23 protein-coding genes are annotated in these 17,379 nt (G+C 57.1%); 12 read left to right on the plus strand and 11 right to left on the minus strand.

Going from position 1 to position 17,379, the window contains the following annotated elements:
- Positions 1-28 precede the first annotated feature (28 nt).
- Positions 29-1,270, plus strand: a complete 1,242-nt coding sequence (locus tag Q0899_RS13835) for an MFS transporter (protein ID WP_298361115.1) — start codon at positions 29-31, stop codon at positions 1,268-1,270.
- Here Q0899_RS13835 and Q0899_RS13840 read toward each other — a convergent pair.
- The 5 genes from Q0899_RS13840 to Q0899_RS13860 are packed head-to-tail and all read right to left on the minus strand — an operon-like array spanning position 1,267 to position 5,504.
- On the minus strand, positions 1,267-2,193 hold the full coding sequence (locus Q0899_RS13840; protein ID WP_299193515.1) for an alpha/beta hydrolase: 927 nt from the start codon (positions 2,191-2,193) through the stop codon (positions 1,267-1,269). The genes Q0899_RS13835 and Q0899_RS13840 overlap by 4 nt on opposite strands.
- Positions 2,190-3,101, minus strand: a complete 912-nt coding sequence (locus Q0899_RS13845) for an ornithine cyclodeaminase (protein ID WP_299193517.1) — start codon at positions 3,099-3,101, stop codon at positions 2,190-2,192. Before Q0899_RS13845 ends, Q0899_RS13840 begins: the two co-directional genes overlap by 4 nt.
- A complete protein-coding gene (locus Q0899_RS13850) occupies positions 3,098-3,721 on the minus strand; it encodes an HAD family phosphatase (protein ID WP_299193519.1) in 624 nt (207 codons plus the stop codon). Before Q0899_RS13850 ends, Q0899_RS13845 begins: the two co-directional genes overlap by 4 nt.
- Positions 3,718-4,548: an S-formylglutathione hydrolase gene (gene fghA / locus Q0899_RS13855; protein WP_299193521.1), complete on the minus strand. Its 831-nt coding sequence runs from the start codon at positions 4,546-4,548 to the stop codon at positions 3,718-3,720. The genes Q0899_RS13850 and fghA overlap by 4 nt, the downstream gene beginning before the upstream one ends.
- Positions 4,549-4,577: 29 nt before the next feature.
- Positions 4,578-5,504, minus strand: a complete 927-nt coding sequence (locus Q0899_RS13860; RefSeq protein WP_298294931.1) for an AEC family transporter — start codon at positions 5,502-5,504, stop codon at positions 4,578-4,580.
- Between the two features lie 182 nt (positions 5,505-5,686).
- Here Q0899_RS13860 and Q0899_RS13865 point away from each other — a divergent pair, with 182 nt between their 5' ends.
- Positions 5,687-5,947, plus strand: a complete 261-nt coding sequence (locus Q0899_RS13865; RefSeq protein ID WP_298294932.1) for a hypothetical protein — start codon at positions 5,687-5,689, stop codon at positions 5,945-5,947.
- 140 nt (positions 5,948-6,087) lie between these two features.
- The gene (locus Q0899_RS13870) at positions 6,088-6,705 is read left to right on the plus strand and encodes a TetR/AcrR family transcriptional regulator (RefSeq protein ID WP_298294934.1); all 618 of its coding nucleotides are present in this window, start codon (positions 6,088-6,090) and stop codon (positions 6,703-6,705) included.
- Here Q0899_RS13870 and Q0899_RS13875 read toward each other — a convergent pair whose 3' ends face one another.
- Complete coding sequence (locus Q0899_RS13875) at positions 6,706-7,818, minus strand: S-(hydroxymethyl)glutathione dehydrogenase/class III alcohol dehydrogenase (protein ID WP_298294935.1); 1,113 nt, start codon at positions 7,816-7,818, stop codon at positions 6,706-6,708.
- A gap of 188 nt (positions 7,819-8,006) precedes the next feature.
- On the opposite strand from Q0899_RS13875, the gene Q0899_RS13880 reads away from it, so the two are divergent.
- Positions 8,007-8,312, plus strand: coding sequence for an I78 family peptidase inhibitor (locus tag Q0899_RS13880; RefSeq protein ID WP_298294937.1), 306 nt, complete (start codon positions 8,007-8,009; stop codon positions 8,310-8,312).
- Entirely contained in the window at positions 8,305-8,586 is a 282-nt protein-coding gene (locus Q0899_RS13885; RefSeq protein WP_298294939.1) for an I78 family peptidase inhibitor, read from the plus strand. Before Q0899_RS13880 ends, Q0899_RS13885 begins: the two co-directional genes overlap by 8 nt.
- On the opposite strand, the gene Q0899_RS13890 is transcribed toward Q0899_RS13885, so the two are convergent.
- Positions 8,583-9,029: a cytochrome c gene (locus Q0899_RS13890; protein ID WP_299193525.1), complete on the minus strand. Its 447-nt coding sequence runs from the start codon at positions 9,027-9,029 to the stop codon at positions 8,583-8,585. The two genes, Q0899_RS13885 and Q0899_RS13890, sit on opposite strands and share 4 nt — an antisense overlap.
- A gap of 101 nt (positions 9,030-9,130) precedes the next feature.
- On the opposite strand from Q0899_RS13890, the gene mtgA reads away from it, so the two are divergent.
- The 5 genes from mtgA to Q0899_RS13915 all read left to right on the plus strand — a co-directional run bounded on the left by mtgA (position 9,131) and on the right by Q0899_RS13915 (position 13,070).
- A complete protein-coding gene (gene mtgA / locus Q0899_RS13895; RefSeq protein WP_299193527.1) occupies positions 9,131-9,859 on the plus strand; it encodes a monofunctional biosynthetic peptidoglycan transglycosylase in 729 nt (242 codons plus the stop codon).
- A 59-nt stretch (positions 9,860-9,918) separates the two neighbouring features.
- Positions 9,919-10,584, plus strand: coding sequence for a glutathione S-transferase family protein (locus Q0899_RS13900; RefSeq protein WP_298294944.1), 666 nt, complete (start codon positions 9,919-9,921; stop codon positions 10,582-10,584).
- Positions 10,581-11,609: a tRNA epoxyqueuosine(34) reductase QueG gene (gene queG / locus Q0899_RS13905; RefSeq protein WP_299193529.1), complete on the plus strand. Its 1,029-nt coding sequence runs from the start codon at positions 10,581-10,583 to the stop codon at positions 11,607-11,609. The genes Q0899_RS13900 and queG overlap by 4 nt, the downstream gene beginning before the upstream one ends.
- Complete coding sequence (locus Q0899_RS13910; protein WP_299193531.1) at positions 11,606-12,487, plus strand: SDR family oxidoreductase; 882 nt, start codon at positions 11,606-11,608, stop codon at positions 12,485-12,487. Before queG ends, Q0899_RS13910 begins: the two co-directional genes overlap by 4 nt.
- Positions 12,488-12,569: 82 nt before the next feature.
- Entirely contained in the window at positions 12,570-13,070 is a 501-nt protein-coding gene (locus Q0899_RS13915) for a L,D-transpeptidase family protein (protein WP_299193533.1), read from the plus strand.
- A gap of 12 nt (positions 13,071-13,082) precedes the next feature.
- On the opposite strand, the gene Q0899_RS13920 is transcribed toward Q0899_RS13915, so the two are convergent.
- Positions 13,083-13,592, minus strand: a complete 510-nt coding sequence (locus tag Q0899_RS13920; RefSeq protein WP_298294952.1) for a CAP domain-containing protein — start codon at positions 13,590-13,592, stop codon at positions 13,083-13,085.
- Between the two features lie 155 nt (positions 13,593-13,747).
- Here Q0899_RS13920 and Q0899_RS13925 point away from each other — a divergent pair, with 155 nt between their 5' ends.
- Positions 13,748-14,332: a L,D-transpeptidase gene (locus Q0899_RS13925; protein ID WP_298294954.1), complete on the plus strand. Its 585-nt coding sequence runs from the start codon at positions 13,748-13,750 to the stop codon at positions 14,330-14,332.
- A 153-nt stretch (positions 14,333-14,485) separates the two neighbouring features.
- Positions 14,486-14,662, plus strand: a complete 177-nt coding sequence (locus Q0899_RS13930) for a hypothetical protein (RefSeq protein WP_298294956.1) — start codon at positions 14,486-14,488, stop codon at positions 14,660-14,662.
- 99 nt (positions 14,663-14,761) lie between these two features.
- Here Q0899_RS13930 and rlmN read toward each other — a convergent pair whose 3' ends face one another.
- The 3 genes from rlmN to Q0899_RS13945 form a co-directional block, all read right to left on the minus strand.
- Positions 14,762-15,955: a 23S rRNA (adenine(2503)-C(2))-methyltransferase RlmN gene (gene rlmN, locus Q0899_RS13935; RefSeq protein WP_298294958.1), complete on the minus strand. Its 1,194-nt coding sequence runs from the start codon at positions 15,953-15,955 to the stop codon at positions 14,762-14,764.
- 81 nt (positions 15,956-16,036) lie between these two features.
- A complete protein-coding gene (locus Q0899_RS13940) occupies positions 16,037-16,648 on the minus strand; it encodes a Hint domain-containing protein (RefSeq protein WP_298294960.1) in 612 nt (203 codons plus the stop codon).
- Positions 16,649-16,741: 93 nt separating this feature from the next.
- Positions 16,742-17,272, minus strand: a complete 531-nt coding sequence (locus Q0899_RS13945) for an invasion associated locus B family protein (protein WP_298294962.1) — start codon at positions 17,270-17,272, stop codon at positions 16,742-16,744.
- Positions 17,273-17,379: the final 107 nt, after the last annotated feature.

Consider the following 17,379-nt stretch of genomic DNA (forward strand, 5'->3'; position numbering starts at 1 on the left):
GCGTCGAAATTTCCACGACCGTCGCGAAATGACACAAGACCGCACGCCGATTTTTACGCCCGTCCTGATCGCGGGCTGCATCATCATGATGCTCGGTTTCGCCATCCGCGCCAGCTTTGGGGTGTTTCAGATCCCCATCGCCGAAGAATTCGGCTGGCCCCGCGCCGAGTTTTCGCTGGCGATTGCGATCCAAAACCTCGCCTGGGGCATCGGCCAGCCCATATTTGGCGCGATCGCCGAGAAAATGGGCGACCGCAAGGCCATCGTTCTGGGTGCGTTAATGTATGCGGCTGGGTTGATCCTGTCATCCTTCGCCACCACGCCCGGCGGCCATCAACTCCTTGAAATCCTTGTAGGATTCGGGATCGCGGGCACAGGGTTCGGGGTCATTCTCGCCATCGTTGGCCGCGCATCATCCGACGAAAACCGGTCCATGTCGCTGGGCATCGCAACGGCCGCCGGGTCCGCCGGTCAGGTCATCGGTGCGCCCGCCGCCGAGCTGCTTTTGGGCTTCTTCCCCTGGCAAACCGTTTTCATCATTTTCGCAGGCGTCATGCTCGCCTCCCTCTTCGCATTGCCCATGATGCGCGCCCCAAAAATGGCGTCAAAACAAGAGCTTGAGGAAAGCCTGGGCACCGTCCTGAAACGCGCTTTCAAAGACCCGTCCTACACGATGATCTTTCTCGGCTTCTTCTCCTGCGGCTACCAGCTTGCGTTCATCACCGCCCATTTCCCGGCCTTCATCACCGAGGTCTGCGGCCCCATCGCCGCCGGAGGCGTGCTGGCGGGCATGGGCATCACTACCACCTCGGGCCTCGGCGCGCTTGCAATATCGCTGATCGGGTTGGCCAATATCGGCGGCACAATTCTGGCGGGCTATCTGGGCAAGAAGTACACAAAAAAGTATTTATTGGCAGGCATTTACACCGGCCGAACGCTGGTTGCTTTGTGGTTCATCATGGTGCCGATGACGCCGACAACGGTGATCATCTTCAGCCTCGCCATGGGATCGCTCTGGCTTGCCACGGTGCCGCTCACCAGCGGTCTGGTCGCCCACATTTACGGGCTGCGCTACATGGGCACGCTCTACGGCATCGTCTTCTTCTCGCACCAGCTGGGGTCGTTCCTTGGCGTCTGGCTCGGCGGCAGATTGTATGACGCAACCGGCGACTACACCATGGTCTGGTGGGTCGGCATCGGCGTCGGCGCCTTCAGCGCAATCGTGCATCTGCCAGTGCGCGAAAAGCGGGTCGAGCTGGCGGCAGCCTAACCTTCCAGCAAAAACCCCTTGATGGCGGATGCGACCTGCCTGGGGTGGGTATAGGGCAGCCCGTGATCGGCCCCGGCGACCGTTTCATGCACAACCGCGCGGTTCGCTTGGGTCATGTCACCAAGGGCGGTCAAAGGAATAACGGTGTCGCCCTCACCCCAAACCGCAAAAGTCGGCACCCGCTCTTCTTCCAATGTCCGGTGTTTGTCGGCCTGGTTTTGCTTCAACATATGCCTGCCGCTGGACAACACCGCCGGCAGGAAGCCGCGGTAGTCGGATTCGGCCAGCTGTTTGCGAGAAAATTCTACGCGTTTCGGATCGGTCTCTCGGGTGGCGGCATGACGTTTCCTGCGGGACCGCGCGCCCAGCACCCGTACAACCCAATCGCCTATCATCGGCGTGTCACGCAGGAATTTCTCGTGCCCGTCCACGGTGTCAGACATGCCAGCCGGGGCGATCAGGATCAGCTTCTCCACCTTGTCGGGATGCTTCGCCGCATACGCGACCGAGATGCTGGCACCCATAGAGTAACCCATCAAAATCACGCTTTCCGGATTGCCGGCCTCTGCCAATACTTCCTCAAGCTGCCTAACGAAAAAGGCCTCATCCTGGGGGGCTGAGGGCCTGTCCGAATACCCCCGCCCATACAGATCATAGCTGACAAACCGGAAGCCCACATCGTTCAGGTCGGCGGCAATATCGTCCCAAACATATTCAGAAGTGGTCAACCCGTGAACGGCAACGATCAGGGGTCCGCGGACCGGCCCGCGGTAATGGACATGGGTGGTGCCATCCGTCAGAGCGAAGAATTCGCCGGGCGCACTGTTGCGCGCAGCGCCATCCATAGGCTTGCGCAGCCGCTCTGCAATGACGGGTGCGGCGGCCAGGCCGACAATGATTAGCAATAACAAAACCCAAGTCATCTTTGGCTCCATGCGTCCAGAATGTAGCGGCTTGTCATCAAGTCCAGATGCGCGCCGCCGCCGTTTTTGGCAATGGTGATTTCTTCGTCAGAGCGCCGCACAAAATCGTCGGGCTCGTAGAAAGATGCGATAACGTCTGCGGGCGTGATTGCCCCTGTAGCCAGCGGAATTTTGAGCTCTCCTATATGGTCCAGCGTGGTGTCGCGGCTGTCGACAAACAACCGCGCGCGTTGCAGGGCGACATCGTCCACTTCCCGCATATCGGGACGATACGCGCCGATCAGGTCAAGGTGCTGGCCGGGCTGAAGCCATGCTCCGTTGATCACGGGTTCGGTCGTCATAGTGGCGCAACAAATGATGTCGGCACGCGTCACGGCGGCCTGCAGGTCCGGCTCGAATGCAACGCTGTGCGCGTTGGCAAAGCTTTGCCCTTTGTCCGCATTGCGTGTCCAAACGGTCACTTCGGCATTCGGCCAATGAGACCGGTAGGCGCTGACCATGTTGGCAGCGACTGTTCCCGCCCCCACCAAAAGGATGGCGTTGCTGTTAGGCCGGGCCAGCTGTTTTGCGGCGAACAGACTGTCACCAGCCGTTTTCCATTTTGTCACCAGGTGGAAATCAATCATGGCATCCAGCTGGCCAGTCTCGTCCGAGAACAGGCTGACCGAGCCGTGGATATTGGGCAGTCCATGCTTGGCGTTTTCAGGAAACACCGTCGCCGTTTTTACCGCCTGCCCCAACCCATCTATCCATGCCGCGCGCGACAGCAATGTATCGGGCTTGCGGTACAAAAACGTGTCCCCAATTTCTGCCTTGGGAAATGTGTGCCCTTTCGCCAATGCGTCCGTAAGTGCCGCCCAATTCAACAGCGGGTCCGCGTCGTCAAAGGAGATAATTGGAGCGGTCAAAAGGCGGCCTCTTCTTTCGTGAGCAACCCGTTCGCGATCAAACAGTCTGCCCAGCCTTGCGGGCTTTCAAACAGATGCGCGTTCCAACCGCGCGCTTCGGCGGCTTTGACATTGTCGACCCGGTCGTCGGCAAACAGCAAAGAAGAAGGCTCGATCTTACAATCCTGTTCGACCATTTCGTAGATGCGCGGATCCGGTTTGATGACCTTCATATGGCCAGAGATGTAGCGACGGTCGAATTCCGACAGGAACGCATAGATCGTTTCCGCGTAGTCGAAGCTCTCAATACCGAAATTGGTCAGGGTGAAGACCGGGATGTCCTTGGTGCGCAGCGCCCTGAGCAGATGTACGGAATGACCAATGACGGGGGAGGCAAGCGCGATCCAGTTCTGATGCCAGCCGATGATCTCCTCACGCCATTCGGGGTATTGGTCCGCTGTTTCGTAGATGACGTCCCGCCAGTTTTCGCCGCTGTCGATACGGTCATTCATGGCATGGAGATCGACGGCCTCGAACATCTGCTTGCGACGTTCTTCGCCGATCCAGCGGTCATAATGCCGCTCAGGCTGCCATTCGATCAGCACGTTGCCAATGTCAAAGATCACCGCTTTGATGGTCATGCGTATAGCGCCTCGGCATGGAAGTTCATGTGGTCTTCCATGAAGGAGGAAACGAAGAAATAGGAATGATCGTAGCCCGGTTGGTACCGGATTATCGCTTGCTGGCGTATGGTGGATACCGCAGCGGCAAAGGATTCCGGCATCAGCAGGTCGATGAACTGATCCTTGGTGCCAGTATCAACGAGGATAGGCCCGTCGAAGCCATCCTTCAGCATCAACAGCGTGGCGTCATGGTCCACCCAGTTGGTTTCATCATCGCCCAGATACGCGCCCAGCTGCTTCTTGCCCCAGTCCGACGCTGTCGGGTTACAAATGGGCGAGAAGGCAGACACGGATGCGAAGCGCCCTCTTTCCTTCATCGCAATCGTCAATGCGCCATGACCGCCCATGGAGTGACCGGTGATGGCTTGGCGGCTCTGGTCGAGTGGAAACTCAGCGAAGACCAATTCGGTCAGATCCTTGGTGATGTAGTCATACATCTGAAAGTGGGGCGCCCATGGATCCTGCGTTGCGTTCACATAAAACCCTGCGCCTTGGCCAAGATCATAGGCGTCGTCATTGGCGACATCATCGCCGCGTGGGGAGGTGTCAGGAAAAATCAACGCCAACCCGTGCTCGGCCGCCCAGGCCTGCGCGCCGGCTTTGGTCATCGCGTTTTCATGCGTGCAGGTCAGTCCCGACAGGTACCACACCACCGGCACTGGTCCGTCGCGTGCCTCCTGCGGGAGAAACACCGCGAACGTCATGTCGCAGCCCGTGGATTTCGAGGCATGGGTATAGACCCCTTGGGTGCCCCCGAAGCACGCATTTTCCGAAACGGTTTCCATCGATTTTTCCTTAGCGATTTGGTTTAGGGCTAAACGGCGACCCAGCTTATGACAAGGGAAACGGTCACGATGCTGATGACCGTTGAAATGAGAATGCTTGCGGACACCCGCTGAGGCGCGACGCTGTAATGCTGCGCGATGATGTAGACATTGCCCGCGACCGGCAAGGCTGAGGCCGCAATCATCACGGCCGCCGCGTATCTATCCACCTGGAACACCATGAGAGCCGCAAACGCGACGGCTGCAGGATGCAGAACGAGCTTGCAGAAACTCAACCATCCGGCGACCTCGATCCGTTCCGCCGATTTGGAGGCCAGCGATGCACCAATGGCAAACAAAGCACCTGGCGTGGCCGCGCCACCTAGGATGCTGAGAAATTCATTCATTGGACCGGGGATCGGTATCGCGAACGCGGACCATGCGAACCCAAGGACAATTGAAACGATCATCGGATTCTTTATCAGCCCAAGGCCAACTGTTTTCAGGATCGCAGGCGACACCCGCCCGTCGCGCGACCCGGTGATCAAAATCACCACCAGGCTGCCAAAAAAGATCAGGTCTACGGCCAGGATCAACATGATGGGCCCGACGGCGGCCTCGCCCATCAACAGCGCGAGCATCGGTATGCCCAGGAATCCCACATTGCCGATCACCGCGCATTGGGCTTCGATTGCAACCTGTTCAACGGGAAGCCGCCGGATCAGAGAAACGCCGGTCGCAATCAGATACACGAATGCCGTGCCCCAAAAGTAGGCCAGCACAAAAGGAAGATCGTAGACATCCCGCAGGGACAGGTTGGCGGAAAAACGGAACAACATGGCCGAAAGGGCGAAGTAGAAGACGAATTTCGTCAGATAGGCGGTCGCCTCCTCGCTGAAAAACTTGGTGCGCCCTGCCCAGTAGCCGACGGCAATCAGCGCAAAGAACGGCAGGGTTTTATAGAAAATCTCCAGCATTGGCGGCACGTTAGCAGCGTCTTTGCGCGCGCGCTATCGAATTGAACACCTTGTTTTTAAGGCGGTTGAGGCAGGTTGAGAAAAAAATGAACCGAACAGTTCATTTTTACCTTGAAAAACTGAACGACTCGGTTTAGTTACCAAAATATGAACAGAACGGTTTACTTTTTAGGAGACACCCAATGACCTACCGCACCGCCCTTTTTCTTGCAGCTGGCACCGCTGCATTCCTGTCCGCCACCCCAACGTTGGCAGGCACCGCATTCAACTATCAGCCGCACCACCTGCAGTTCGCGACACAAACCGAAGTGCCGACCCGTGCTGCACAAACACCGCTGACCACATGCACGCAGCTTGAGAAATCAGCCGGCGTGGCGACCGAAGACTGTGGCACATTTTCCCGCGACGAGCTGACCAAGATGAAGGCTCGCTCGGACGACTAACCCGAGGGAAACTCCGGGTTTTGGGGGCGGATCCCGGTCCGCCCCCACCACTATTTTACCTACCAAGTAATCGACAGGCTTGATGGAACTGAACCGTTCCGTCTAAGTTAGGACTGAATTTACCCTCTGGAGGCACCCCCTTGGACGGAACCGCACCTGAAATAAAACGCGGCCGAAAATACGACCAAGTCGTTGCCGGCGCCCGTAAAGTGTTTCTCGCCGAAGGGTTTGAGGGGGCCAGCGTTGACCTCATCGCGAAAGAGGCGGGCGTATCAAAGGCCACGCTCTACAGCTATTTCCCTGACAAACGTGTCCTCTTCGTTGAGGTCGCGAAAGAGGAATGCGCGCGTCAGGCGGACCGCGCGTTACAGGTTGAACAATCCGACCTGCCCGTTCGCGAGATGCTGACGGCGATTTCCAAAAGCATGATGGAATTTCTGACATCCAGCTTTGCGCATCGCATTTTCCGCATTTGCGTGGCCGAGTCGGATCGCTTCCCGGAGCTGGGGCAAGAATTCTACATGTCCGGCCCGCAGCTGATGGAAGACCGGCTCAGCGCATATTTCAATGAAGCTGTGGCGCGAGGCGAGCTGAAGATCGATGATGTCCGCATGGCCGCCCAGCAATTTGAAGCTTTGATGAAGGCCGATGTCTTCGTGAAGATGGTGTTCAACCTGATTGAAACACCCGACCAAAATGAAATCGACCGCGTCATTGAAGCCGCGGTCGATACGTTTTTGGCGCGCTACGGCGTCTGATTAATACAGCACGACCGAACGGATGGATTCGCCTGCATGCATCAGGTCGAACCCCTTGTTGATGTCATCCAACCCCATGGTGTGGGTGATCATCGGGTCGATCTCGATTTTGCCGTCCATGTACCAATCGACAATTTTGGGAACGTCCGTGCGGCCTGAAGCGCCGCCAAATGCCGTGCCGCGCCACACGCGCCCGGTCACCAGCTGGAACGGCCGCGTCGAAATCTCTGCACCAGCAGGAGCCACGCCAATGATAACACTTTCGCCCCAGCCCTTATGAGCTGACTCGAGCGCGGTGCGCATCACACCGACATTGCCGGTTGCGTCGAACGTGTAGTCACCACCGCCGCCGGTAAGCTCCACCAGATGGGCCACCAGATCGCCGTCTACCTCGGTTGGGTTCACAAAGTCGGTCATGCCGAATTTCTTGGCCATGTCCACTTTGCTTGCATTGATATCAACGCCGACAATTTGATCAGCCCCGGCCAGGCGCAGCCCTTGCACCACATTCAAACCAATGCCGCCGAGGCCAAAGACAATCGCGCGCGATCCGATTTCAACTTTGGCGGTATTGATGACCGCGCCGATCCCGGTGGTTACGCCGCAGCCAATGTAGCAAATCTTGTCAAATGGCGCGTCCTTGCGGACCTTCGCCAAAGCAATTTCAGGCACAACGGAGTGGTTGGCGAATGTCGAACAGCCCATGTAGTGCAAAATCGGTGTACCATCGAGCATTGAGAAACGAGAGGTCCCGTCAGGCATTAAACCAGCCCCTTGGGTGGACCTGATCTTTTGGCACAAGTTTGTTTTTGGGTTGAGGCAATATTCACATTCGCGACACTCAGGTGTGTACAACGGAATGACGTGATCGCCGACCTCCAAACTAGAAACGCCAGGGCCAACCTCAACGACAACCCCTGCGCCTTCATGACCAAGAATCGCCGGGAACAGCCCCTCCGGATCGGCACCGGACAGGGTAAATTCGTCCGTATGGCAAATACCAGTGGCCTTCATCTCGACCAGCACTTCTCCGTGCTTTGGCCCCTCGAGGTTGACCTCCATAATCTCCAGCGGCTTTCCAGCGGCTATGGCAACGGCAGCTTTGGTGCGCATCTCGGGTATCCCTTAATCATGCATGTTTTTCATCGGCAGCATCTTGCAAACTGGTGGCGAAATCAATTCCCTCGCATGTTGCGCCGTAGTTGGGCATTGAACTCCCCTGCGAAAGACGTGTCTTATGGTGCCGAATTGGCCAATCGAATAGTTGGCCGGCACTTGATCCTGAACGGCGGGAGCAGATTATGAAACTGAGATATATCATTCCTCTGGTATTGGTCGGCTGTGCCCCCACGACCGATGCTTCGATTGATGGCGACTTGACAGAACCTACCAACACCTCCGGACTTGAAGAGCGGCTGCCGGACACATGCAAGCTGGATCGTTACGCGGGTTTCGTTGGCCAGCTTCAGTCCGACGTGGCCATTCCAACGGGCAGCGACGCGCGGATTGTGAAGCCGGGAACAATTTTGACCCAAGAATATGTCGCCAACCGCGTGAATTTCTACGTCAATGAAGACGGCATCATTACACGGGTGATTTGTGGCTAGAGCGGTATTTGCCGGACTGTTTGCTGCAGGCTTCCTTGCGGCCTGCGGGCAGCCCAACGCTGATCCGGCGGAATATGACGGCGTGCCGACCTGCGGCGCGGAGAACTTTCAGAATCTGCTGGGCCGGAACGAGTCGGTGCTTTCGAGCGTAACTTTGCCAAGAGCCACCCGCATTTTGCGGCCCGGCGACGCCATAAGTTTCGACTTTAGCCCGGATCGGCTGACCATCGATATTGATGAGTTCGGACGGGTCAGCAGCGTGACCTGCCGCTAGTTAAGCTTGATCCGGTAGTCCGCGTGGCAAGCTGAGCAGGTTTTGCCAAGCGCGGCGAACGCTTGCCTGAACTCAGCCTCCGATTGAACTTCGGTGAGACCCTGTGCCGCCAGCTCCATGTCCCGTGCCTTTTCCAAGAATCCGGGCCAATCAGTCCAGATCGTATCCTTCGCCTCTGTCTTCGGGTCGGTCGCCTCTGGCTCGAACAAGGCCTCAATCTGGCGCGCATGCTCCAGAATGCGCGTGCTTCGGTCCAGGACAAACTGATCATCATATGGTGCTTGGCCCTTGAGGATGTCACCAAGGTCCTCCATGTCGTCGGCCACCAAACCCATGACGTGCATACGGGCAAGAACCTGGGGGTCTTTGACCCCGCTATGCGCAAAGGCTGCAGATACGGTGACAAGCACAAGCGCGGCGATTTGGGTTATGCGATTTTTCATGCCCCAAACCTGTGCTTTCCGCCCAACACGGTCAATGGAGAACATGCGCCAAATCCAACGGATCACTTGGACGTGACAAGGGTTCGGTCTAGGGTCCACCCGTGGCAAAGGCAGCAAAAAAGAAGAAACCTAACCGGTCGATTTTTTGGTGGATCGGGGTCGTTCCTCACCTCATTTTCAAGTGGGGCGGACGTGCACTTTTGGGTGTCATCGCGGCGGTTTTTCTGCTGATTGGGCTGTACGCGTTTGTGAACCCACCGACGACAATTTACATATTGCAAGAAAGCGCGCGCCTTGACGGGATACGTCGGGAGTGGCGCGATTTCGAGGATATTTCGCCCCATATGCCCCGTGCTATCGTGGCCGCGGAAGATGCCAATTTTTGCAAACACTGGGGCTTTGACATGCAGGCGATCCGCGATGCGCTTGAAGACGGCGGCGGCCGCGGTGCGTCGACGGTTTCGCAGCAGACCGTCAAGAATACGTTCCTGTGGCATGGTAGAAATTACGTCCGCAAAGCTATGGAAGCAGCGCTAACGCCGGTGGTGGAAGCGATTTGGACCAAAAGGCGTATCCTCGAGGTTTATATGAACATTGCTGAATTTGACGAAGGCGTTTTCGGCGTCGCTGCGGCAGCCCCATGGTACTTTGGTGTCGACGCCAAAGATCTCAGTGCGCGTCAGGCTGCGGCTTTGGCGGCGGTACTGCCGAATCCCAAAGGAAGGTCTGCAAAACGCCCGACAGCGTTCCTCAAAAAGCGCGCCCGGCAGATTAACTCAGGCGCAGAGACGATCCGCCTAGATGGCCGCAGTGCATGTTTCGAAGGTTGAAAAACCCCTGCAAGATTGCGATGACAGATAAACGCCTCTGATCTGACCGGATTTTTTCAATGAACCGCTTGTTCCACGTGCCTTTGTCCCCGTTCTGCCGGAAAGTTCGCTTGGTGCTCGCCGAAAAGAAGGTCGAGGTCGAGCTGGTCGAGGAACGTTACTGGGAAGAGTCGGTTGAGTTCATGCGCCGAAACCCTGCCGGCAAAGTGCCCGTCCTAAAGATCGACAGCCAAACGCTGAGCGACAGTCAGGCAATTTGCGAATATCTTGAAGAGGTTCTGCCGGACCCGCCCCTGCTGCCCAAAAAGCCGGAAGATCGGGCTGAGGTGCGCCGCCTTGTGTTTTGGTTCGACGACAAGTTTCATCATGAAGTGACGTCTAAGCTGCTTTATGAGCGGGTTAACAAGAAGATCATGGGGCAAGGCTATCCCGAAAGTCGCAATGTGAAACTGGGCGCCCAAAAGATCAAATACCACATCGATTACATGGGGTGGCTGCTGGACCAACGCCGTTGGTTGGCTGGCGATCAGATGAGCCTTGCGGACTTTACCGCTGCAGCCCATTTCAGCTGTCTGGATTACATTCGGGACATCGATTGGAACCGGAATGCCAATGTCAAAGATTGGTACGCCAAGATCAAGTCGCGCCCTGCCTTCCGGTCGCTCCTTGCAGATCAGGTTTCAGGGTTCCCGCAGCCGCCGCATTACTCGGATCTTGATTTTTGAGCCTCAAAGCACGGCTGAAGGATCAGGCGCTTTCGGAGGGGTTTGCGTCCTTTGGGGTCTGCAGGCCTGACGCAATTCCCGAAACAGTCGGGCGGCTGCAATCGTTTCTTGATGCTGGCCGTCACGGCCAGATGGGCTGGATGGAAGAACGCAAGACCTGGCGGGGCAATCCAACGGCGCTTTGGCCCGAGGCGAAATCGGTTGTGATGTTGGCAGAGCCATACACGCCCGATCATGATCCGATGGACAATCTGGCCCATCCGGCACGGGGCAACATCTCTGTCTACGCGCGAAATCGCGACTACCACGATCTGGTCAAAAAGCGGCTGAAACGGGTTGGCAGATGGCTGATTGATCAGGCCGACGGCGCCGAAATTAAGGTGTTTGTCGATACCGCTCCGGTCATGGAAAAGCCGCTGGCTGCGGCGGCTGGTCTGGGGTGGCAAGGCAAACACACCAACCTGTTGTCGCGCGATCTCGGAAACTGGTTTTTCCTGGGCGCAATTTTTACAACAGTTGATCTTGAGCCGGACGAGGCCGCGCAGGAAAACTGCGGCAGCTGCCGTGCTTGCCTTGATGTTTGCCCGACAGATGCGTTTCCTGCACCGTTCCAGCTGGATGCGCGCCGCTGCATTTCCTACCTCACGATCGAGCATCACGGGCCGGTGGATCACGACCTGCGCGAAAAGCTGGGAAACCGGATTTACGGTTGCGACGATTGTTTGGCGGTTTGCCCGTGGAACAAGTTTGCCCAAGACGCGCAGGAGGTGCGATACGCCGCGCGGGAGGATTTGGTTCTGCCAGACCTGGCAGACCTGGTTGCGCTGGATGACACTGCGTTCCGGACGCGGTTCAGAGGATCGCCTATCAAGCGCATAGGTCGCAACCGGTTCGTGCGGAATGTGCTCTATGCCATCGGAAATTCTGGCTCCGTTGATCTATTGCCTGATGCTCAAGCTCTGACGCAGGATCAGGACGACACTGTAGCCGACGCAGCGCGCTGGGCAGTTGAGAGGTTGCGATGACAGATCATCTTTTCAGTTTTGGTCACGGATATTCTGCCAAAGCGCTGACGCGCCTGCTGCTCCCGCAGGGGGGGTGGCGCATCACTGGTACGACCAGAACAGAAGAAAAGGCCGGTGCCTTGCGCCTGTCAGGTGTTAGCCCCGTGATTTGGCCTGGTGGCGAAGCCGAGGTTCAGCTTGATGATGTGACGCACCTTCTGATCTCTGCTGGACCAAATGAGGACGGTGACCCGGTTCTTGCCAAAATGGCTGGTGCCATAGCGCGCCAGGCCCCACGGCTAAAATGGGTGGGCTATCTGTCGACAACCGGCGTCTATGGGGATCACCAAGGCGGGTGGGTCGATGAAAGCACGCCGCTTTCACCCAGCACAGAACGGGGACAGCTGAGGGTCCAGGCGGAAGCCGCGTGGCAATTGCTGGCGTCCGAGGCAGGCTTTCCGCTGCACATATTCCGGCTTGCTGGTATCTACGGCCCAGGCCGCGGCCCCTTTTCCAAGGTCAGAAATGGAACTGCCCGCCGCATCATCAAGGAAGGGCAGGTTTTTAGCCGCATTCATGTTGAAGACATTGCCCAGGTTCTTGCCGCATCCATCACGTCTCCGCGGGCCGGGGCTATCTACAACCTGTGTGACGACGACCCTGCGCCACCCGAAGATGTCATTCAATACGCGGCTGAGCTGCTCGACTTGCCCGTGCCACCTGCAGTGGACTTTGAGACAGCAGACATGACGCCAATGGCGCGCAGCTTTTATGCCGAGTCAAAGAAAGTTCGAAATGACTTGATAAAGTCAGAGCTTGGTATTCGTCTGATTTACCCTGATTACCGGGCGGGTCTTCAGGCATTGTTGGCGTCGGAGGGGCGTTCACAAACGCGTTAGCGCTGCGAGGCGCTCATTTCAAAGATTCCCGAACGCGGCGATTTGCGGTATACAGGCCAAAAATCAGGGACGGTTGTTTGGTATGAATTCGGTCATTTTTCGTGGGGTTGTGCTGGCCGCGCTTCTATTCTTGTCAGCCTGCGGGCAGAATAAATTCATTAAATACAATGGCCCCGAGGTGACCCGGGTTGTCGTCTTCAAGTCGGAACGGATCATGCATCTGTTCCACGGAAAACGCATCCTTAAGACTTACAATGTTGATTTGGGGTTTGGCGCGGTTGGAGACAAACAATTCGAAGGTGACGGCCGGACCCCGGAAGGGCGATACTTCATCGACCGGCGCAACCCGAACAGCTCTTTCTACCTTTCGATTGGCATCAACTACCCCAATGCGCGTGACATTGCGGAAGCCAAAGCATTGGGTAAGCCGCCGGGTGGTGACATCTTCTTTCATGGGCAGCCCAACCTTGTGGGGCCGAGGGGGCCTGACTGGACCGCCGGATGCATCGCGGTGTCAAATCGCGAGATGCGTCAGATTTACGCGATGGTCAAAAACGGGACGACAGTCGACATCTTTCCGTAGCGGGACAACGTGTTAGCTACCGGTAACGAGTGTCCACCAGATCTTGCCATTCTTTTCCTGAAACCATGACAGGCCGAGGTTCCGCGCGCGGGGCGACAAAATGACATCGCGGGTGTCAGGAAGGTCCATCCATGCGGCAAGTGTCGCTGTCTCGTCTTCATAGGTTTCAGAGATATTTTCGCCGATCAGCTGGCCGGGGTAGCCTGCGCGTGCAACGCGGTCCAACGGCGATGACCCGTCAGAACCGAAATGCCAAGGCCGGTTCTGAACCGACATGTCGCGCGCATGTGTTGCGGCTGCGGCATTCAGTTGGCTGTTAAGCTCCAGCGGCGATTGCCCGGCACCGGCGCGCAGCGCATTGACTGAATCCAAGACGCGGAACTGGATCTTTGCCGTGTCGGACGCCTTAATTCTGTAGATTTTCGGCAGAGGGCGGCCATCGGCCCCGATTGACGGCCCGGTGGGTTCGCAGGCTGCCAGTGCAAACAACGATGCAACGAGTAGAAGAACAATACGTGCCATTTGTAGCCACCCCTAAGTTTCCGATTCTCCTTAGACCGTTCCGCCGAGGGGCGCAAACGGGCCGGTAAAAATTGGCCGATCACAAGATTGTTTGATTTGCGACTGCGGCTAAAACGCCATAAAAGAGCGGTGATCTCATTTGTGGGGCTATTACTATGAGCAAGAAATCGAATTCGTCGTTTGACCGTCGTGGCTTTCTGATTGGCGCCGCCGCTGCCGGGTTGGCGTCCCCTGCGATCTCGCAGACCCTGCCTGTCATAGAGGAACCTGTGGAAGTTGCCCGGCGCAACATCTCAAGTTTCCGCTCTTTGGAGTGGCAGCCCTACTTCAACACATTGAACAAGGGCGCGATCCTCGTGGATATCTCGAGCCGCGCGCTGCACATGTGGACCGAAGACGGTGGCTACAAACTCTACCCTTCCAGCGTTCCGCTGTCCGAAGATCTAACGCGCCGCGGAAGAACATCTGTCGTGCGGAAAGTGAATGGCCCGACCTGGAGCCCGACCCCCGCCATGAAAAAGCGGAACCCGGAATGGCCCGACTTCGTTCCGGCCGGGCCGGACAACCCGTTGGGCACCCACGCGCTCTATCTGACCTGGACCTACTATCGGATCCACGGGACGCATGACACGCGCAAAATTGGCCGCAAATCGTCAAATGGCTGTATTGGGCTCTACAACGAGCACATTGCCGAGGTATTTGGTAAGGCCAGAATCGGTACACAAGTGTTGCTTATTTGACGACAAACGAGCCGCCGGACCCTTGTGTCTATGGCGCTGCCATTGTCAAAAAAGGACTGACCTGATTAAACAAGATGACGAGATACAGTCTTGGGTGCCTGTGTATGGATCGGATAGTCTTGATCCAGCAGGCGTATCTTAAAGGAACTTGAAATGAAAAAAATCGCACTTGCAACCGCATTCTCCCTGGCAGCTTCCACCGCATTTGCGGGCGGCCTGTCCGACCCGATCATCGAAGATCCGATCGAAGTTGAAACGTCTTCTTCGGCTGGTGGCATCCTCGTCCCACTGCTGTTCCTCGTGATCGCAGCTGCAGCAGCTTCCAGCTAAGCGACGCCAGACCACAGAATAAAGAAAAGGCGGTGAGTTTCTCACCGCCTTTTTCTTAACTCTCGCCATATTCCGATGGCATGGCCCTGCTAATATTTCCTAGGCCGAGCCGTTGCCAATGCCCGCTTCCGCTTCGATCTGTTTGCGCGACTTTCTCGCCCGCTCCGTTGCGGACTTAAGTTGGCCGCACGCGGCCATGATGTCCTCGCCCCGCGGTTTGCGGATTGGGGAGGCATAACCGGCGTCGTGTACGATATCGGCAAAGGCTTTGATGCGCTTCCAATCTGATCGCGTGTAGGGCGCTCCGGGCCATTCGTTGAACGGGATCAGGTTGATCTTGGCAGGTATGCCCTTGATCAGCGAGACCAAGCGCCGCGCGTCTTCATCGCTGTCGTTTACACCTTTCAACATCACATATTCGAACGTGATCCGTTCGCTATTGGACACTTTTGGGTATTCTTTCAGCGCTTCGAGAAGTTCTTCAATGTTCCAGCGTTTGTTGATTGGGACCAGCTTGTCGCGCACGTCGTCCGTTGTGGCGTGGAAGGAAACCGCCAAAAGGCAGCCAATTTCTTGTGCAGTTCGCGCGATTTCAGGCACGACGCCCGACGTCGACAAGGTGATGCGGCGGCGGCTCAGGCAGATGCCTTCCGGGTCCATCGCAATTTTCATGGCGTCGCGCACGTTTTCAAAATTGTAGAGCGGCTCGCCCATGCCCATCAAAACAATGTTGGACAGTAAGCGCGGCTTGTCTTCGGGGCCTTGGCCGGGTTCCGGCCACTCTCCCAGATCATCACGCGCCAGCATCACCTGACCTATGATCTCTCCTGCTGTCAGGTTGCGGACGAGTTTCTGAGTGCCGGTATGGCAAAAGGAACATGTCAGGGTGCAGCCGACCTGACTGGAGACACACAGCGTCCCACGTCCTTCCTCAGGGATGTACACGACCTCCACCTCATGGCCGCCAGCAATCCGCACCAGATACTTGCGGGTGCCATCTTCGCTGAGTTCGCGGGTAACGACTTCAGGTAACGCAATCACGAAATTTTCTGCCAAAGTCGCCCGGTAATCCTTGGAGAGATTGGTCATCTCCTCGAAATCGCGAACACCTTTCTGATAGAGCCATTGCCACAACTGGTTGGCGCGCATCTTGACCTGCTTTTCTGGCGTGCCGGCAGCCAGCAGCGCCTCGCGCAATTGCTCCCGGGTCAGCCCGATCAGGTTCGCGGGCCCATCCGGCAGTTTTCGCGGGAACGTCAGAACGTCTTGGGTAATCGGTGCAGAGGCGGTCATGGCGGGGTCCAGTCTGTGATGGCTGGCATATAGGGGGGAATCGGCCTGAGGAACACCCCGTCCGCTGGGGAAGACCAGCGGTTAGTGCAGCGGCACACCTATTTCGAGATGGCTTGCCGGTGCCGGTGCCAGCATCGAACAGGCCAACTTGGCCTCTTCCGAAGACAGAACAGGGCGCGGGGGAGGTCCATCAGATGCGCCAAGATCCAGCACCAAGCTTCCTGTGAAGACCATCTGCGGTCGGCGGAATCCGAGCATCACATACGTAATACCCCGCAAGCCCTGCATTTGATCGACACCTGCGAGATGGGTCAGATCGCCAGCCCGCGCCACAACTTCGCGGGCGCCGAACATCAAGTCGAACATCGGGTGCCGCATGGCAATACGTTGGTTGGGGGCAAGGAAAAGGTCGCTGACTGGCCTTTCATGTCCGATGCAGTCGGCGCGCAGTCGGATCGGGGCTTGGTCCTCATTCTGGGTCAGATCGACATCGCGAAAGGCGATGCAACGCACCTGCTGGTACCCATGGTCCTTGGTCAGGACCCGGTCACCGCCTTTCAACTCCTCCACAGAAATCTGTCCGTTGGGTGTCATAACTGACGTACCGACGGTCAAACCAGCCTCCGACAGGCGAAACACCGGGCGGGTGCCGGATCGGTAATTCGGCTGAGGAATTTGCGTGTCGTTGTTCATTGGGGCCTGCCTGTTTCCCCCGGGTTTATCCCGGATGTGTTGATGAATCGTCAAAGGGCCTGGCAGCTGCCCTTTGACGTTTGTAGTGCAATATTAGCTGGTGCAGCGCTTTTCAGCGTCTTCCAAAGCGGCGGTGAAGCCACGCAAGGAGAACTTGTCGCGCGTTTGAGTGCCGCGTGTTGATCGCGCGGACATGGTTGCATCCGCCCCGCGTTTCATGGCGGTGATGATCTTGTTGTCGTCATCGGAAGACGCGGCCCAAGCTGTTTCACCGGTAGTAAACAGCTCATATTTGTTGCCGCTGATATCAAGCGTCACCGTAGAGCCGTCGGCAAACGGGTACCCACCGGTGAAGGAGACCTCGCCCAGCTTGCCCGCACCCGGCCAATAGCTGACAAACATCAAAATGTCGCCACGGTTCACCGCGACCACCCGGCCGTCTTTGGTGTTCACCGTTTCCTTGGGGCTGCTGACGACCCAGCATTGGGTCGGGTTATCTTCGACAAACACGCTCCAGTCTGTGACGGCGTTCACGCGATTGGTGGATTGTTCCTGTGCAAATGCCGCACCCGTGGTGAGCATTACCGACGCGGAGATAGCCGCGCTTTTCAACAATGTCTTCATTCTTTTACAGCTCCAGCTGTGTCTGCCTCTGGCTCGCCGGTTGGGCCTTTTTGGCCTCGTATCATCCGGGCTGAGCGACTACTCTCAACGATGGACAAAGTTTAACC

The organism is uncultured Litoreibacter sp. (assembly GCF_947501785.1).
Taxonomy (GTDB): domain Bacteria; phylum Pseudomonadota; class Alphaproteobacteria; order Rhodobacterales; family Rhodobacteraceae; genus Litoreibacter.

Coding starts and splice junctions, on each gene's coding strand:
- Q0899_RS13865 (WP_298294932.1), top strand. CDS start 5,687: ATGACCTACCGCACCGCCCTTTTTCTTGCAGCTGGCACCGCTGCATTC.
- Q0899_RS13875 (WP_298294935.1), bottom strand. CDS start 7,818: ATGCGCACCAAAGCTGCCGTTGCCATAGCCGCTGGAAAGCCGCTGGAG.
- Q0899_RS13925 (WP_298294954.1), top strand. CDS start 13,748: ATGAGCAAGAAATCGAATTCGTCGTTTGACCGTCGTGGCTTTCTGATT.
- Q0899_RS13900 (WP_298294944.1), top strand. CDS start 9,919: ATGAACCGCTTGTTCCACGTGCCTTTGTCCCCGTTCTGCCGGAAAGTT.
- fghA (WP_299193521.1), bottom strand. CDS start 4,548: ATGGAAACCGTTTCGGAAAATGCGTGCTTCGGGGGCACCCAAGGGGTC.
- Q0899_RS13910 (WP_299193531.1), top strand. CDS start 11,606: ATGACAGATCATCTTTTCAGTTTTGGTCACGGATATTCTGCCAAAGCG.
- Q0899_RS13920 (WP_298294952.1), bottom strand. CDS start 13,592: ATGGCACGTATTGTTCTTCTACTCGTTGCATCGTTGTTTGCACTGGCA.
- Q0899_RS13915 (WP_299193533.1), top strand. CDS start 12,570: ATGAATTCGGTCATTTTTCGTGGGGTTGTGCTGGCCGCGCTTCTATTC.
- Q0899_RS13840 (WP_299193515.1), bottom strand. CDS start 2,193: ATGACTTGGGTTTTGTTATTGCTAATCATTGTCGGCCTGGCCGCCGCA.
- Q0899_RS13860 (WP_298294931.1), bottom strand. CDS start 5,504: ATGCTGGAGATTTTCTATAAAACCCTGCCGTTCTTTGCGCTGATTGCC.
- Q0899_RS13945 (WP_298294962.1), bottom strand. CDS start 17,272: ATGAAGACATTGTTGAAAAGCGCGGCTATCTCCGCGTCGGTAATGCTC.
- rlmN (WP_298294958.1), bottom strand. CDS start 15,955: ATGACCGCCTCTGCACCGATTACCCAAGACGTTCTGACGTTCCCGCGA.
- Q0899_RS13930 (WP_298294956.1), top strand. CDS start 14,486: ATGAAAAAAATCGCACTTGCAACCGCATTCTCCCTGGCAGCTTCCACC.
- Q0899_RS13850 (WP_299193519.1), bottom strand. CDS start 3,721: ATGACCATCAAAGCGGTGATCTTTGACATTGGCAACGTGCTGATCGAA.
- Q0899_RS13880 (WP_298294937.1), top strand. CDS start 8,007: ATGAAACTGAGATATATCATTCCTCTGGTATTGGTCGGCTGTGCCCCC.
- Q0899_RS13940 (WP_298294960.1), bottom strand. CDS start 16,648: ATGAACAACGACACGCAAATTCCTCAGCCGAATTACCGATCCGGCACC.
- Q0899_RS13890 (WP_299193525.1), bottom strand. CDS start 9,029: ATGAAAAATCGCATAACCCAAATCGCCGCGCTTGTGCTTGTCACCGTA.
- Q0899_RS13835 (WP_298361115.1), top strand. CDS start 29: ATGACACAAGACCGCACGCCGATTTTTACGCCCGTCCTGATCGCGGGC.